Origin of the sequence: Thiothrix sp., assembly GCF_028714775.1 — a bacterium.
Lineage (GTDB): Bacteria > Pseudomonadota > Gammaproteobacteria > Thiotrichales > Thiotrichaceae > Thiothrix.
Genome location: NZ_JAQTLS010000017.1, coordinates 35,692 through 49,693, shown reverse-complemented (window position 1 = coordinate 49,693; position 14,002 = coordinate 35,692). Strand labels below are relative to the sequence as shown.

Sequence of the window (14,002 nt, the reverse complement as noted above, 5' to 3'; positions counted from 1 at the left end):
AAACGAGAAATACTAAATTTCAGATAAACACTAATGTCTTTATCTATTCAATAAAACAGATTTTCCATCTGCATCCGTAATCTTCGCCTGTCGGAGATTACCCTCAGCATCATAGGAGTATTGATGCTCCAACTCCACATCCCCATAAACAATTTTCTGGAATCCCAGTAACACGCCATCCGCATCGAAATACCCCCGGAAAAAAGTATTCCGATTATGGATTTCATGTTCTCCCAATTCGCCCACCAACTTAAACGGCAATTTCACGCCGCTGTAAGTGGTGAAATAACGGCAAACGGTATTCGTATCAGTCACGTCAATTTCGCCAGCAATGCAGGTTTAACCGCAGCCACCCAAGCACTCAGCCGCGCATCCGTCAGCAGGCTTTGCGAACGCTGATCCAACACCAGCCCGCAGAATTGCCCATCCACCACTGCTGGCGATTGGTCAAAGACATAGCCATCGGTAGGCCACTGCCCAATCACGGTCGCGCCGCCCGCCACGCACCAGCGGTACAAATGAATCAGCGAATGCGCAAAGCGGTCGGGGTATTTTTCCTGATCGCCCAGCCCGTACAGCGCAATGACCTTGCCGGACAAATCCTTGCCCGCCAGTTGCGGCATGAATTCTTCCCAACTGCCATCTTCGATCTTGGTGCTTTTGCCGGGAAGTTGGTCGACCCCGTAACTCGGTGTACCCAAAATCAGCGCGTCGTATTGCAGCATTTCATCCGCTGTGGTGCGGTTGACGTTGAGCGGTTTGGCGGCGACATCACCCAGCAGCTTCGCCATCTTTTTCGCCATCAAGCGCGTCGTGCCCGAATCCGTGCCGAAGAAAATCCCGATCTTATTCATGTGGAACGCCATGCCGCAGCTCGTGCAGGTTTTCCTTCAACATCTTGCGGTATTGCTCGGTGTAATACTCGATTGCCGCCGATTCCTTGTCCGCGTCACCCAAGGTTTCCATGAAGTGGAAAGCGTTGTAACGCGCCGCCGCGTACAGGATCGCCGCACTGAGGAAATTCGGTGCCCATTCGTCGCTCAACTTGTTCGCCAGATTGACGAATTCATCGGCGACCTCGTGAAAATCCAACTCTTGCATCGTCAATCTCCTGTTATTCCAATCCTTCCGGTTTGCTGCGCTCGCCCTTGTCCGCCAACCAGCCTTCGCTTGCCTGCGGAAAACAGTCGAAGCGTTTCACATACGGCTTGATGTCGAGCAGCGGCGTGCCATCCAGCATATCCACCCCGCGCACCGTCAGCACATTGCCTTCGACTGTCAGCAATTCCACCACCGTCAACCCCAGCGGATTAGGCCGCGCCGGATGGCGGATCGCAAACAAGCCACGCGGCACATCATCCAGAAATGGCGTGCGCACCAATTGCACCTCACCCGCCCGATGAAACTGGTACAGCAAAATCAGGTGCGAAAACCCTGCGACATCCTGCAAACCCGCCGCGAATTCGGCATCCACCACTACCGAGCCTTCCGCCCCCTTGGCATATTGCCCCTGCACGGGCGCATCCGGCTTATCCGCAAACGGCGTGCGGATGATGCCGATGGGTTGCAGGGTGAGGGCGTTCATACGCTGTAAGCCCGTTTTTCCCACTCGCGCAAAATTTTCAAATCCCGCACCGGCAGGTAGTCATACGCCTCCATCTGGTCGCGCAGCACCGCTTCCGCCACCTCGGTCGGCACGTCTTTGCGGTTGAGCATGAAGAAGAACCACGCAAACGGATACCCCACGCGCCGGTCAAACCCGTGGATCGCCTTTGCCAATTCCGCACCGTGCAATTGGTTCGCTCCGGCAAAGCCTTCCAACTTGCCGCTGAAAGCCGCCATCGGTTTGATGTTGTAATGGGTTTCCTTGTCGCTGCCCTGATACGCCTGCAACACCATCACCCAATGCTCGCAGAAAATTTCGCCCTGATTCCCGGCGCTGCTGTTTTGCCAGTCTTGCAGGAAGCGCCACAGGTTTTGGACATGGCGGCTGTGCGGGTTTTGCGCGGCGAAAACGTCTGCCATGCGGTGCAAGCGGCGGAAACGGTAATGCGGCAAGCCGACGGGTTGCGGTTCCAACGTCGGGCAGTCAAGGGGGTCGAGGAATTCTTCCAGATTGTCGGGGAAGACATCCGGGTCAAACAGCGGGCGGTGCAGCACTTCCTGCATGACTTCCACCTCAAGCTGGAGGAAATCTTGCGGGTATTCGCCCAATGAAGCGGTGAAATACAACGTGCTGCCTGCCCGTTTGGTGGCGAATAGCTGGCTGCCGTTGTATTTGTCCAGCAAGGTTTCGACATCGCCGCCGGATTCCGCTTCCGCCCATGTCCGCAAGTCGCTGGCAATCGGTTGCAAGTCGCCGTCCACTACACCGCCGAGATGATGCCAGCCGCCGCGTTCCAGCACTAAATTGAAGTGGATGTCTTGTGCGGCGAACAGCGCGTTGATGCTTTCCAGCAAACTTTCGCGGTCTGCCGTGACCTCAAGTTCGGGGCATTGGGCGCTGAGTTGTTGTTCTTGCCAATTGAATTCAATCATGGGTTTGCGTCTCCCGAAGCCGCTGGCGGGCGGCTTCTTTTACGTCGGGGTCAGGGTCATGCACCAGCACGTTCAGTATATCCGGTGCGGCGCGTTCAGCAATTTTCAGGCGCACGCCCCAATCGGGGTCATCTAACAGTGCGGCAAGTGCGTCGGGCTGGATGCGTTCGGCAACCGTGCGGCGGATTTCCACTTCCACATCGTGCAACATCAGCCCAAGGCTTTCTTCCGGCAAACGGCGGGCAACCGTCATGCGCACTTCGCGGTCGCTGTCGCAAATCATGCGGAACAAGCGCCCCGCAGGCATCCGCCGCGCTACGTATTTGCGCACCAAATAGTCGTTATCGTTAGCCAAGGCTTCGAGTTGTTCCGCAGGCAAGCGGTCAGCCACGGTAATACGCACTTCGCGGTCAATGTCGCCAATCAGGCGGTACAATTCATCCACAGGCAAGCGGTAAGCCAGTACGCGGCGCACCACTTCATCCGGGTCATCAATCAGTTCCAGCAGGCGTTGCTGGGAAATGTAACGTGCCGCAATCGCCCGCCGTTCCCAGAAATCATCCCCGGTGTAGCCTTGCGCCAGATCAGGGTTTTCACGAAAAAAACGCTCGATTTGCCGCCCGCTCATCGCCTGCACGCAGGTATCACCCGGTTTACAGCGGCCTTTTTCCAGCCTATCCGCATGGTGCGGGCAGGTGGCGCAATCACTCATCATCCGCACCGAGTTCAGCGATGACCACACCGCTGGCGGCTTCCAAACTGGGGGTGAAACACAGGCAATGGTTGCTGCTATCCACCAGATAGACGTTGAAACCTTTGCCCTGCGCGGCAGGTTGCGGGCCGCACACGTCATCGTCCATGCACCAAGTAAAGTGCAGTTCCGGGAAGTTCGCCCGCAGGTCGGTTAAGTTGCTGTCTGCCAAGCCTTGGCGTTCGACTGCCGTTACCACGCTGGCAAGTTGTTCCGGGGTCATCATCCTTCGGCCTCAAGCAGTTCGTCGTCTTCGTCATCGCCGGTGAAACGGGCGCGTGCTTGTGCGTCTTTACCCATGACTTTGCCCAGCCACGGCGAAGGGTTCGCCAGCGCCAGTTGCAACTTGTCCAGCAATTCGCTGCACGGCACAACCGTCGGTTGCTTGATCGGGTGGATGCCTTTCTTGATGATCTTGGCAGCCGCAGGGCCACCCACCGAAGCAATGAACAGCACTTGGCAATCTTTGATCAGGTCGGCGCGGTAAGCATTTTTGTCTTCGGCGGCTTCGTCATCGCCGATTTCGCGCACATCAATCAGGCGCTGTGCGGTTTGCGACACCTGATAAACCAGAAAGCGTTCGCATGAACCGAAATGCCCGTTCAGCAAGTCGCCGCTGTTGGAAGCGCAAGCGATGCGGATGGAATCAGGCATCTCGCCATCGGTATAAGGCAGGGGAGTCGGGATAGTGCTCATGTGCGGCCTCCTATAGTTGCACCCTCACCCCAACCCCTCTCCCGCGAAGCGGGCGAGGGGCTAAGAGAGAAGGATATTTCTCCCCCTCTACCGCTTGGCGGGAGAGGGGGCTGGGGGGTGAGGGTGGTTTAAACGTAATCAATACAGCCATCTTCCATGCATTTTTTCATGCACTGTGGCTCGTCGAACTGGCCTTCACACTCGGTGCAGGTTTCTTCGACAATTTTGTAAGCGCCTTTGAACGGCTTGATGGATTTGGTAGGGCAAACTGGCTCGCAGTCGCCACATGAGGTGCAGACGTTTCTGTCAATTTTCAAAGCCATGAGTATTCTCCTTTCACTTCACTTTGTTCAGCAAATCAGCCGCGTTTGAAACGCAGGGTAGTCGGGAACACGGGCGGCGGGCTGATCGGGTCGATGTACCACTTGGAACCATCGGTCAACTCGACCGTGCCACCCCATTCTTCCGCCGTATCCTTCTCGACGGTGGCAACCGTCTCTTCCATGTCTTGCTTGGCGACATAAAATTGCAAGTTGCCATCGGGCTTACGTCGGATCATCACGTTGGGCATAGGAATCTCCTTGGTTAAAGACCCTCACCCCAACCCCTCTCCCGCCAAGCGGGCGAAGGGCTAAGAGGGAAGAGCGTCTTTCTCCCCCTCGCCCGCTTGGCGGGAGAGGGGGCTGGGGGGGTGAGGGGGTCTTAACGAATCAAATCGTAGTTATAATCCGTAGTCCCCATCCCACGAGTTTCCTCGTCCAGACGCTCCAGCACTGCGTTAGTCAAGGTGCGCAACATATACATTGCACCCTCATAACCCAGCGTCGTGTCACGGTGCATGTGGTGGCGGTCGAAGATCGGGAAGCCGATACGGATCAGCGGAACCTCGAACTCTTTGCCTTTGTGCAGCGTGTCACGTTGGATGAACTTGCCGTAGCTGTTACCAATCATGAAATCAGGCTTGTTGGTGAACATCAGTGAACGGAAGTGCCACAAGTCCTTGCTGATGTGGACTTCGCTGTTCGCGCCGTAAGGGGAAGAGGCCAGCAGGGCTTCCACTTCTTTCTTCCAGCGCTTGTTAGCGTGGTTGCAGAGGATTTGGGTTGGTTCTGCACCGACTTCCAGCAGGAACTTGACCATGCCCAGTACGAAATCCGCATCGCCATAGACACCGAATTTCTTGCCATGCAACCAAGCGTGGGAGTCAGTCATCATGTCGACCAGACGACCGCGCTCAGTCAGCAGTGTGTTAGAAATTGGCTTGCCGGTGATTTCAGAGACTTTCATCAGGAAATCGTCAGTCCAGTCCAGACCCATCGGGATGTTGATTTTAGGCGCGGTGTGTTTCCACGTGCCTTGCACAAACTTCTTGGTCTTTTCCAACTGCCACGGTTGCAGCAACAGGGTGTCATACGCATTCGGTGCGTCTTTCACTTCGTCCATCGTTGTGCCGCCAGCGTACATGCGGAACGTGCCATCAGCCGGGGTATCCAGCACTTCAGTCGGGTCAGACATCAGCGTTGCGTCGACACCCATATCCGCCATCATGCGCTTGATGACGCGGAAGTTGCCCAAGTAAGTCTCGAAGCCGGGAACAAGGTTGATCTTGCCGTTGCTGCCGATTTCCTTGCCTTCCATGTGGTTCAGGGTGAAATAGCGGGCAATGCCTTCAAACATATTGTCCCAACCCGTGGTGTGTGAACCAACGAAGCTAGGGGTATGCGCGAATGGCACGGGGTAATCCTGCGGGATATGCCCTTCCTTCTTGGAGTTATTGATGAACGCATTCAAGTCGTCACCGATAACTTCCGCCATACAGGTGGTAGAAACCGCGATCATTGCCGGTTTGTACATCGCTTTGGCATTTTCCAAACCGTCGTACATGTTTTTCTGACCACCGAAAACCGCTGCATCTTCAGTCATGGAGTCAGAAACGCAAGACACTGGCTCTTTGAAATGGCGGTTGAAATAGCTGCGGAAGTACGCCACGCAACCTTGTGAACCGTGCACATACGGCAGGGTTTTCTCAAAGCCCAGTGCGCACAGTACCGCGCCCAATGGCTGGCAGGCTTTCGCCGGGTTGATGGTCAGGGCTTCACGGGCGAAGTTCAGCTTTTTGTACTCTTCGCTGGTAGACCACAGGAAAGTTTCCTGAATCTTGTCATCCGAGTGACGCTCTTCGTAGTTATCCTGCTTGTTTTTCAGGTTGGCCTTGTACTCGTCATTACGGAACAAGGGGTAGCTGGGTAGGATGTTTTCAACAGCTTGGCTCATGTCATTTCTCCTCCCGCGCCGCTAATCTGCGGACAACGGGTAGTAAATTTACAATCTGGGTCGTACCCCTCACCCCAACCCCTCTCCCTCAAGGGGAGAGGGGCTAAGAGGTTTCTTGTTCCCCCTCGCCCCTTGAGGGAGAGGGGGTTAGGGGGTGAGGGGTTCTTGGGTTACGCAGCAGCAGCTACCGCCGGTGCAGCTTCGTCCTTGATCCACGGCGCTTTCATCTTGCCCCAGCAAGGGTTGTTCAGCGTCATGTCCATGTCACGGGCGAAGATGGCAAAGCCGTCATAGCCGTGATAAGGGCCGGAGTAGTCCCAAGAGTGCATCTGGCGGAATGGGATACCCATTTTCTGGAAGATGTACTTTTCCTTGATCCCGGAGCCGATCAGGTCTGGCTTGATCTTCTTGACGAATTCTTCAAATTCGTAGCCAGTCACGTCGTCATAGATCAGGGTCGCGTTGCCCATGTCTTTGATAGTACGATCGTAGTCGTCGTTATGGGCGAACTCGTAACCCGTACCGACCACTTCCATGCCGAGGTCTTCGTATGCGCCGATAACGTGACGTGGGCGCAAGCCACCGACGTACAGCATGACGCGCTTGCCTTCCAGACGTGGACGGTATTTGGCAATGACTGCATCGTATTGCGCTTTGTAACGTTCAATTACACGCTCAGCACCGGCCTTGATGGTGTCGTCGAAGTAGCCCGCGATTTTGCGTAAGCTTTCGGCGATTTTGGTCGGGCCAAAGAAGTTGTATTCAACCCAAGGAATACCGTACTTCTCTTCCATGTGGCGGGAGATGTAGTTCATGGAACGGTAGCAGTGCAGCAGGTTCAGCTTCACTTTCGGGGTCAGTTCCATTTCAGCCAGTGTGCCGTCACCAGACCATTGGGAAACCACGCGCAGACCCATTTCTTCCAACAATGTCCGGGAAGACCAAGCGTCACCACCGATGTTGTAGTCGCCGATGATGGAAACGTCATACGGGGTGGTAACAAAGCTGTTATCGCCGTCGCGCTTGTCCAGCACCCAGTCACGGATCGCGTCATTGGCGATGTGGTGGCCTAAGGACTGGGAAACACCCCGGAAACCTTCGCAACGTACCGGCACAACCGGCTTGTTGAGTTCCTTGGAAGCTTTCTTGGAAACCGCTTCGATGTCGTCACCGATCAGACCAATTGGGCATTCAGACTGCACGGAAATGCCTTTCGCCAGTGGGAACAGGCTTTCGATTTCGGTCATGATCTTGGAGAGCTTTTTGTCGCCGCCGAATACGATGTCTTTTTCTTGGAAGTCAGAGGTGAAGTTCATCGTGCCGAAGGTGTTAATGCCGGTCGTACCCACGTAATAGTTACGGCGACCAGCGCGGGAATATTGTCCGCAACCGACCGGGCCGTGGGAAATGTGGATCATGTCCTTGATCGGCCCCCAAACTACGCCCTTGGAACCGGCGTAAGCGCAACCACGCACGGTCATGACACCGGGCAGGGATTTACGGTTGGAAGTAATGCATTTCTTGGACTGTTCGACGCTTTGGTCGTTAACGGTCAAATGCTTGGCGCGGTCTTTTTTCGCCTTTTCGGGGTAAATCTCAAGCACCTCGGCAATGAGGGCTTCCGTTTCTTCGCGGGTCAGATTCGTCATGTCTAGTCTCCTGATTCACTGCCACTAATCTGTGGACGGGTGAGGGAAGGATGGGGAAGATGGTGGGTCACGGCTTTGCCTAACCCACCCCACATACCCGGTTTTTGCTTAAGCTTTTGCTTCTTCAGCAGCAGTCTTACCAACGATGGATTCGTCTTCTTCGTCCATCAGGCCGAATTGCATCAACAGGTCTTCCAACGCATCCATAGTGATTGGGGTTGGGATGACGAAGTTTTTGTTGTTGATGATTTTGTTAGCCAGATCGCGGTATTCCTGCGCTTGCTTAGCTGCTGGCTCATACTCGATAACGGTCATACGGCGGATTTCTGCACGTTGTACAACGTTGTCACGCGGTACGAAGTGGATCATTTGTGTGCCGAGCTGGCGAGCTAGTTCCATGATCAGTTCGTCTTCACGTGCGGTGTTACGGGAGTTGCAGATCAGGCCAGCCAAACGCACGCCGCCGGAGTTTGCGTATTTCACGATACCTTTAGCGATGTTGTTCGCTGCGTACATCGCCATCATTTCGCCGGAGCAAACGATGTAGATTTCTTGCGCTTTGTTTTCACGGATAGGCATCGCGAAACCACCGCACACAACGTCACCGAGTACGTCATAGAATACGAAGTCGAGGTCTTCTTCATACGCGCCTTCTTCTTCCAAGAAGTTGATGGCGGTAATTACCCCACGGCCTGCGCAGCCAACACCTGGCTCTGGGCCACCGGATTCAACGCATTTGATGTCGCGGTAGCCAACTTTCAGCACGTCTTCGAGTTCGAGGTCTTCCACCGAACCTGCTTCAGCCGCCATTTGCATGATGGAGTTTTGCGCTTTTGCGTGCAGGATCAAACGGGTGGAGTCTGCTTTAGGGTCACAGCCAACGATCATGACTTTCTTACCTGCTTCAGCCAGACCTGCAACCAGATTCTGGGTTGTGGTAGACTTGCCGATGCCGCCTTTGCCGTAGATTGCACATTGACGTAGTGCCATATCTTGGTCTCCTTGTGTGAGTGTGATAACAGATGATGTAACGATCCTGTTACTGCAAGCTGCGTGCCAAAGGCGGTTTTTTGTGATTAGTAATTTGATTTCAAACGGAATTTATTCTTTACCCATGAAAACGGCAGAGGCTGGTTCAAGTCGTGTTCCCGACAATTCAGGGCTGTTTTGTACGGGTAAAGACAGTGCATTCCTGCCGTTTAACCGTTGCAACCTGCCTGCCCGCATCATTGGCAGCTTGAGTTTCCAGCAACATCCCGTGCCGCTGCTGTTGGATGGGGTGGAAACCCTGCACCGTTCCTTATTTACCCACTTAAACGGCTTGCCGGATGCTGCGGCGCGGGCGCAACGCTTCATGGATTACATGACCGTGCATTTCTGCTTGGAAACGCTGGAAGAAGCGGGCTTGGAAGTCGGGCGCAAGAAAAAACGCGCCAATGCCAATTACCTGCGGGTGTTACGCGGCTGGGCGTTTGATTCCAGCGGGCGCGAAGGCGCGGTGCTGAAAGGCTGGGTGGAGTCGCGTTTCGGCTTGGCGGTGCAATACCATCAGGGCGCATACCTTTCCGACCGTAGCAGCGGGCTGTACGGCACGAATGCGCTGGAAAGCCAGCTCGACCTTGTTTATACGTATTGTCAGTACGAACTGGCCTTGTCGCATTCCCGACAATCGCACATCACCTTGTACCGGGGCGTGAATGCACTGGATGAATACCGCATCTTGCAACGCAATGGCAAGCAAGCGGTGGTGCTGCTGAATAATGTCAGTTCCTTTTCCACCAGCCGCGAGCGGGCGGATGAGTTCGGCGATTACATCATGGAAGTGCAGGTTCCGCTGAGTAAGGTGCTGGCGTATGATGTGCTGCTGCCGAAGCTGCTGCGGGGGGAGGGGGAGTATTTGGTGGTGGGGGGAGTGTATGAGGTGAAGTATGGTACGTAACTACGACGCCAGCCGCCAATCCCTTTACCAGCCCGGTGCGGCAACCGATTTCTTTGAGCACGGCATCCCCCCAACCGAAGTTGCCTTATGTGCGGAAATGTCGCGTCTGGCCTATGTCAAAGAACCCGCACGCTTGGAAACCTACCTTGCGCGGGCAGGTTTTGCTTTGCAGCAAACGCTGGGTTACGGTACTGGCGGGACACAGGTGTTTATGGCGACCGCGACCGATGCCAGTGGGCAGGAAACGCTGTTGGTCGCGTTTCGCGGAACCGAAGGCGATGATTGGGATGATTTGCAGACCGATGCGAATTGCCGGATGGTGGCGTGGCAGGCGGGGATGGGCAAGGTTCATGCAGGTTTCGCCGCTGCATTACAGGACAACGGGGTGCTGGATGTTGTCCGCGATTATGTGGCGAGCAAACCCGCAGCCCGCGTTCTGCTGACGGGGCACAGTTTGGGGGCGGCATTGGCGACGCTGGCAGCGAGCATTATCCATCCCGCGTATTTGTACACCTTTGGTTGTCCGCGTGTGGGTGACAAGGTGTTTGCGGAAGCGCTGCGCAGTGTCAGGCATCAACGTTACGTGGATTGCTGTGATCTGGTGACGGATGTTCCGCCCGAATGGCTGGGTTATGTGCATGTGGGCGAATTGCATTACATCGCCCGCAATGGGCAAGTGCTGGATTCCCCGGATGCGGCGCTCATTGCCCACGACCGGCGGCAGGCAACGCTAGCATATTGGCTGCATTACGCGCTGCTGCCGCACAATGTTTGGGTGCGGCGTTTGGCAGACCATGCCCCGATCAATTACGTGACGGCGCTCAGATAATCCCCAGGTTTTTGTACCAGCGGGCAATCTTGTTCACCGCGATGACGTAAGCGGCGGTGCGCAAGTCCTTGATCCTACTTTCGTTTGCCATCGCTGTTTTCATGTCGTTGTAAGCCTGCCGCATGGTGTCATCCAGCCCGGAACGTACCAGCGCCAGTTCATTGACCCCGTTCATGCGTCCGAAACGCATGTGTGACAGGTTTTTCGTCCACTCGAAATAGGAAACCACCACGCCCCCAGCATTGGCAAAAATGTCCGGCAGGATGGTGATGTCGTTTTGTTGTAGGATGCTTTCGCCCTCGCAAGTGATTGGGCCGTTTGCGCCTTCCACGATTAAGCGGGCGCGGACGTGGGCGGCATTAGCGGCGTGGATTTGGCGTTCCATCGCGGCAAGGATCAGGATGTCGCAATCACTTTCCAACGCCAGCGCGGGGTTTTCGACGAAATCCGCATCCGGGAAACCGCGTACCGTGCCGTGCTGATCCATGTATTCGCGCACTTTGGCAACGGGTAAGCCATCCGGGTTCAGCAACGCCCCATCTTTTTCGGCGATGGCAATGATTTTCGCACCATCTTCTTCTGCCAGAAAACGTGCGGCGTGGAAACCGACATTGCCCAAACCTTGCACCACAATCCGTTGCCCCGCCAGATCGCCTTGCAACCCGGCAGCAGCAAGGTCTTCCGGGTGACGGAAAAATTCCCGCAAAGCGTATTGGATGCCGCGCCCAGTCGCTTCGGTACGCCCGGCGATGCCGCCGTAATCTAGCGGTTTGCCGGTCACGCAAGCGCTGGCATTGAGGTCTTCGGGGTAAAGCTGGCGGTAAGCATCGGCAATCCACGCCATTTCCCGCGCCCCGCAACCCATATCCGGTGCGGGCACATTGGTTGCAGGGTGGATGAAACCTTTGGACGCGAGGCTGCGGGTAAAGCGCGTAACGATTTTGCGCAAGTCGTCTTCCGCGTATTGTTGCGGGTCAATTACCAACGCGCCTTTCGCCCCACCAAACGGCACATCGACCAGCGCACATTTGTAAGTCATCAGGGCGGCAAGCGCTTCAACCTCATCTTGGCAAACGTGCGGGGCAAAACGGATGCCACCTTTTGCGGGTAATAAATGTTCGCTGTGGGTTGCCCGCCAGCCCGTGAAGACTTGTATCTGTCCTTGAATCCTGACCGGAAATTTGACTTGCAAAACCGCGTGGCAGGCTTTGATGGCTTCTGCAAGCAGCGGCTCGATGTCCAGTACCGCCATCGCGCGGTTAACCATTTGTTCGACGTTGTGACGGAAAGCGTGACCGTTATCAGCATTATTTGTTGTTGGCATCGCGTTTACCCCTTGAGGTTTTTACGTAGCGTGATTGTTGCACTCATTATAGGCTGAAGGTGTCGGCTTTCCCACAATCCCGCCTTATGGCATTCTTATCCGACTGATTAACAAGCTGAAATTATCTTGGCCTCAAAATTGCACCGTTACCTTAATGTATTGCAATACCAAAGGAATAGCCATGTCAGACACGACACTTAAAACCCTGCTTGCCGGGGTCGCCAACAACACGATTGTCCCTTACCTCGGCGCAGGTGCGCTCGCGGGTTCGGTGGATAAACTGAGCGGCGTTGCCATTCCTGCTGACAGCGACAGCCTGATTCTGGCAATGAATGGCGGCAAACCGATGTCGAAACGCTTGATGTGGGAATTTCCGCGTGCGGCGATGGATGTGGAACTGAAACGCGGGCGCAAAGCCGTACACAATTTCCTCGAAGAAACTTACGGCAAACGCCAGTGGACACGCGCCCCATTGCACGATTGGCTTGCCAGCATCGAGCCGCATTACGTGATCGACAGCAACCGCGACACCCAGTTGCAGGATACTTACGCTGACCAGCCGCATACGCTGATTCGGGGAACAGCGCGGATTTCGGGAACCAATTACCGTTTCGTGCTGAACGAATACGTGGGCAGCGGCGGCTACCGTGAAATTACGCAGGAAGAGGTGAATCCCGCACTGCCGATCCTGTTCAAACCAATGGGTAGCCCGCGCCCGGATGCCAATTACATTGCCTCCGATGCGGATTATGTGGATTACATCACCGAGTTGATGGGTGGGTTTGCGATTCCTGATTTCCTCAAGGAATACCGCAAGGGCAAGCAATATTTGTTCATCGGGATGCGTTTGCAACGCGACACCGACCGCATGGTGATGTCGGACATTACCTACGCAGCAAGTGAACCGAAAGGCTGGGCATTGATTCCGCAACCGACCGACAAGGAAGTGCGTTTCTGTGCGCGTCAGGGGATAGAAATTATCACGGCGGATGTTGAGAATTTGTTGGCAGCGGCTGGCTTCGCAGCAGCAAAGGCCGCGTAGCCATGCGCGAGTTCAACCCTTGCAAAGGCAAAGACGCTTGCCGCGATGACGGTGAGCATTGCCTGACTTGCGGGCGCAAGCTGACGGAAGTGGCGCGGCTGGTGTTCCTGATGAACGAGTTAAGTGATTTCGTCGTGGAGCAGGAATACAGCAATGTAGACGAATTTGCCGCCTACATTGCCCGCAAGTTGGTGAAAAAGGTCAAACACCGCAGCGAAACTTAGGCGGCGTAAGCTTCCTCGTCGTGCTTGAGGAAGTGGTCGAATTGCGTGTAGGCATTTTCCAACCACACGCGCGTCCGCTGGCGTTCTGGCGTGCTCATCAGCTCGCGGTTGTTTGCCGCCGCCCAGAAACTCAAGTTGTTGAAATCGACTTTTTGCACCAATTTGGCGTGCAGTTTGCCCAGCGTCATGCAATATGCATTACGTTGTTGCGCTTTTTGGAAAACGGGTGATTGCTCGAAGGTCTCGAAGTCTTCGCCGCGCCCCATGTTTTGCACCACAATGAACTGGATGTCTTGCTGTGGATAGTTATCCAGCGTTTTGTCCAGCAAGCTCATGGCGTCTGCGCCGTCATCCATCACGTGCCAGATGAAAACTTTATGCCCCATTTCGGTGAAAATGCCGAATACGTCGCTTTCCTCAATCCATTGCCCCAAGCGTGCAGAGGTTTGTGCAGCGAGGTCGATGATGAGGTCGTGTTCTGGCTGGGTTTCCGCGATGGCGATGATATTGTCCAGACTGTCGTAATCATCCACCCGCAACGGTGACGCGAACTCATTGTAAAATCGGGAAAATGTGCCATGTGACTGGTCAGAGTCGAAACCCGTAAATGGTGTCGCGCTGTCGATGAAATACTGTGCCAGCAGGCGTGCGGTCAGCGACTTGCCGACGCCGCCTTTTTCGCCGCCGATGAAATGTACCCTACCCATTATTTTCTCCATGATTGCTTAGTAGTTTA

Annotated in this window: 19 protein-coding genes; 4 read left to right on the top strand and 15 right to left on the bottom strand. The window is 55.0% G+C overall.

The features are described from left to right. Positions 1-39: 39 nt before the first annotated feature. From PHE17_RS15230 to nifH, 13 genes are all read right to left on the bottom strand, one after another. Positions 40-315, bottom strand: a complete 276-nt coding sequence (locus PHE17_RS15230; RefSeq protein ID WP_301016753.1) for a DUF6156 family protein — start codon at positions 313-315, stop codon at positions 40-42. Then, positions 312-854 (bottom strand): flavodoxin, encoded by a 543-nt coding sequence (locus tag PHE17_RS15225; RefSeq protein ID WP_301016752.1) that lies wholly within the window; start codon positions 852-854, stop codon positions 312-314. Before PHE17_RS15225 ends, PHE17_RS15230 begins: the two co-directional genes overlap by 4 nt. After that, positions 847-1,101 carry a DUF3144 domain-containing protein gene (locus tag PHE17_RS15220; protein WP_301016751.1) on the bottom strand — a complete coding sequence of 85 codons (255 nt, stop codon included), beginning with the start codon at positions 1,099-1,101 and terminating at the stop codon, positions 847-849. The genes PHE17_RS15225 and PHE17_RS15220 overlap by 8 nt, the downstream gene beginning before the upstream one ends. Positions 1,102-1,114: 13 nt before the next feature. Further along, the gene (gene tsaA / locus PHE17_RS15215) at positions 1,115-1,585 is read right to left on the bottom strand and encodes a tRNA (N6-threonylcarbamoyladenosine(37)-N6)-methyltransferase TrmO (RefSeq protein ID WP_301016750.1); all 471 of its coding nucleotides are present in this window, start codon (positions 1,583-1,585) and stop codon (positions 1,115-1,117) included. Then, positions 1,582-2,538 (bottom strand): hypothetical protein, encoded by a 957-nt coding sequence (locus PHE17_RS15210; protein ID WP_301016749.1) that lies wholly within the window; start codon positions 2,536-2,538, stop codon positions 1,582-1,584. The genes tsaA and PHE17_RS15210 overlap by 4 nt, the downstream gene beginning before the upstream one ends. Further along, positions 2,531-3,250 carry a 4Fe4S-binding leucine-rich repeat protein gene (locus PHE17_RS15205; protein WP_301016748.1) on the bottom strand — a complete coding sequence of 240 codons (720 nt, stop codon included), beginning with the start codon at positions 3,248-3,250 and terminating at the stop codon, positions 2,531-2,533. Before PHE17_RS15205 ends, PHE17_RS15210 begins: the two co-directional genes overlap by 8 nt. Then, positions 3,243-3,515 carry a DUF6129 family protein gene (locus tag PHE17_RS15200; protein WP_301016747.1) on the bottom strand — a complete coding sequence of 91 codons (273 nt, stop codon included), beginning with the start codon at positions 3,513-3,515 and terminating at the stop codon, positions 3,243-3,245. The genes PHE17_RS15205 and PHE17_RS15200 overlap by 8 nt, the downstream gene beginning before the upstream one ends. Beyond that, complete coding sequence (locus PHE17_RS15195) at positions 3,512-3,985, bottom strand: NifB/NifX family molybdenum-iron cluster-binding protein (RefSeq protein WP_301016746.1); 474 nt, start codon at positions 3,983-3,985, stop codon at positions 3,512-3,514. The genes PHE17_RS15200 and PHE17_RS15195 overlap by 4 nt, the downstream gene beginning before the upstream one ends. A gap of 128 nt (positions 3,986-4,113) precedes the next feature. Beyond that, positions 4,114-4,308, bottom strand: a complete 195-nt coding sequence (locus tag PHE17_RS15190) for a 4Fe-4S binding protein (protein ID WP_301016745.1) — start codon at positions 4,306-4,308, stop codon at positions 4,114-4,116. 35 nt (positions 4,309-4,343) lie between these two features. Then, positions 4,344-4,556: a putative nitrogen fixation protein NifT gene (gene nifT, locus PHE17_RS15185; protein WP_287600791.1), complete on the bottom strand. Its 213-nt coding sequence runs from the start codon at positions 4,554-4,556 to the stop codon at positions 4,344-4,346. 131 nt (positions 4,557-4,687) lie between these two features. Then, positions 4,688-6,259, bottom strand: coding sequence for a nitrogenase molybdenum-iron protein subunit beta (gene nifK / locus PHE17_RS15180; protein ID WP_301016744.1), 1,572 nt, complete (start codon positions 6,257-6,259; stop codon positions 4,688-4,690). Between the two features lie 170 nt (positions 6,260-6,429). After that, positions 6,430-7,908, bottom strand: coding sequence for a nitrogenase molybdenum-iron protein alpha chain (gene nifD / locus PHE17_RS15175; protein WP_301016743.1), 1,479 nt, complete (start codon positions 7,906-7,908; stop codon positions 6,430-6,432). A 108-nt stretch (positions 7,909-8,016) separates the two neighbouring features. After that, entirely contained in the window at positions 8,017-8,898 is an 882-nt protein-coding gene (gene nifH / locus PHE17_RS15170; protein ID WP_301016742.1) for a nitrogenase iron protein, read from the bottom strand. Between the two features lie 124 nt (positions 8,899-9,022). Here nifH and PHE17_RS15165 point away from each other — a divergent pair, with 124 nt between their 5' ends. Together PHE17_RS15165 and PHE17_RS15160 are read left to right on the top strand one after the other, a co-directional pair. Beyond that, on the top strand, positions 9,023-9,847 hold the full coding sequence (locus PHE17_RS15165; protein WP_301016741.1) for an NAD(+)--dinitrogen-reductase ADP-D-ribosyltransferase: 825 nt from the start codon (positions 9,023-9,025) through the stop codon (positions 9,845-9,847). Then, a complete protein-coding gene (locus PHE17_RS15160; RefSeq protein WP_301016740.1) occupies positions 9,837-10,676 on the top strand; it encodes a lipase family protein in 840 nt (279 codons plus the stop codon). The genes PHE17_RS15165 and PHE17_RS15160 overlap by 11 nt, the downstream gene beginning before the upstream one ends. Here the strand turns inward: PHE17_RS15160 and PHE17_RS15155 are convergent. Next, positions 10,669-12,000 (bottom strand): Glu/Leu/Phe/Val dehydrogenase, encoded by a 1,332-nt coding sequence (locus PHE17_RS15155; protein ID WP_301016739.1) that lies wholly within the window; start codon positions 11,998-12,000, stop codon positions 10,669-10,671. The genes PHE17_RS15160 and PHE17_RS15155 overlap by 8 nt on opposite strands. Positions 12,001-12,181: 181 nt before the next feature. Between PHE17_RS15155 and PHE17_RS15150 the strand changes: the two genes are divergently transcribed. Further along, positions 12,182-13,042 carry an SIR2 family protein gene (locus PHE17_RS15150; protein WP_301016738.1) on the top strand — a complete coding sequence of 287 codons (861 nt, stop codon included), beginning with the start codon at positions 12,182-12,184 and terminating at the stop codon, positions 13,040-13,042. Between the two features lie 2 nt (positions 13,043-13,044). Next, positions 13,045-13,266, top strand: coding sequence for a hypothetical protein (locus PHE17_RS15145; RefSeq protein WP_301016737.1), 222 nt, complete (start codon positions 13,045-13,047; stop codon positions 13,264-13,266). On the opposite strand, the gene PHE17_RS15140 is transcribed toward PHE17_RS15145, so the two are convergent. Continuing rightward, positions 13,263-13,973: a mobilization protein gene (locus PHE17_RS15140; RefSeq protein WP_301016736.1), complete on the bottom strand. Its 711-nt coding sequence runs from the start codon at positions 13,971-13,973 to the stop codon at positions 13,263-13,265. The genes PHE17_RS15145 and PHE17_RS15140 overlap by 4 nt on opposite strands. Positions 13,974-14,002 lie beyond the last annotated feature (29 nt).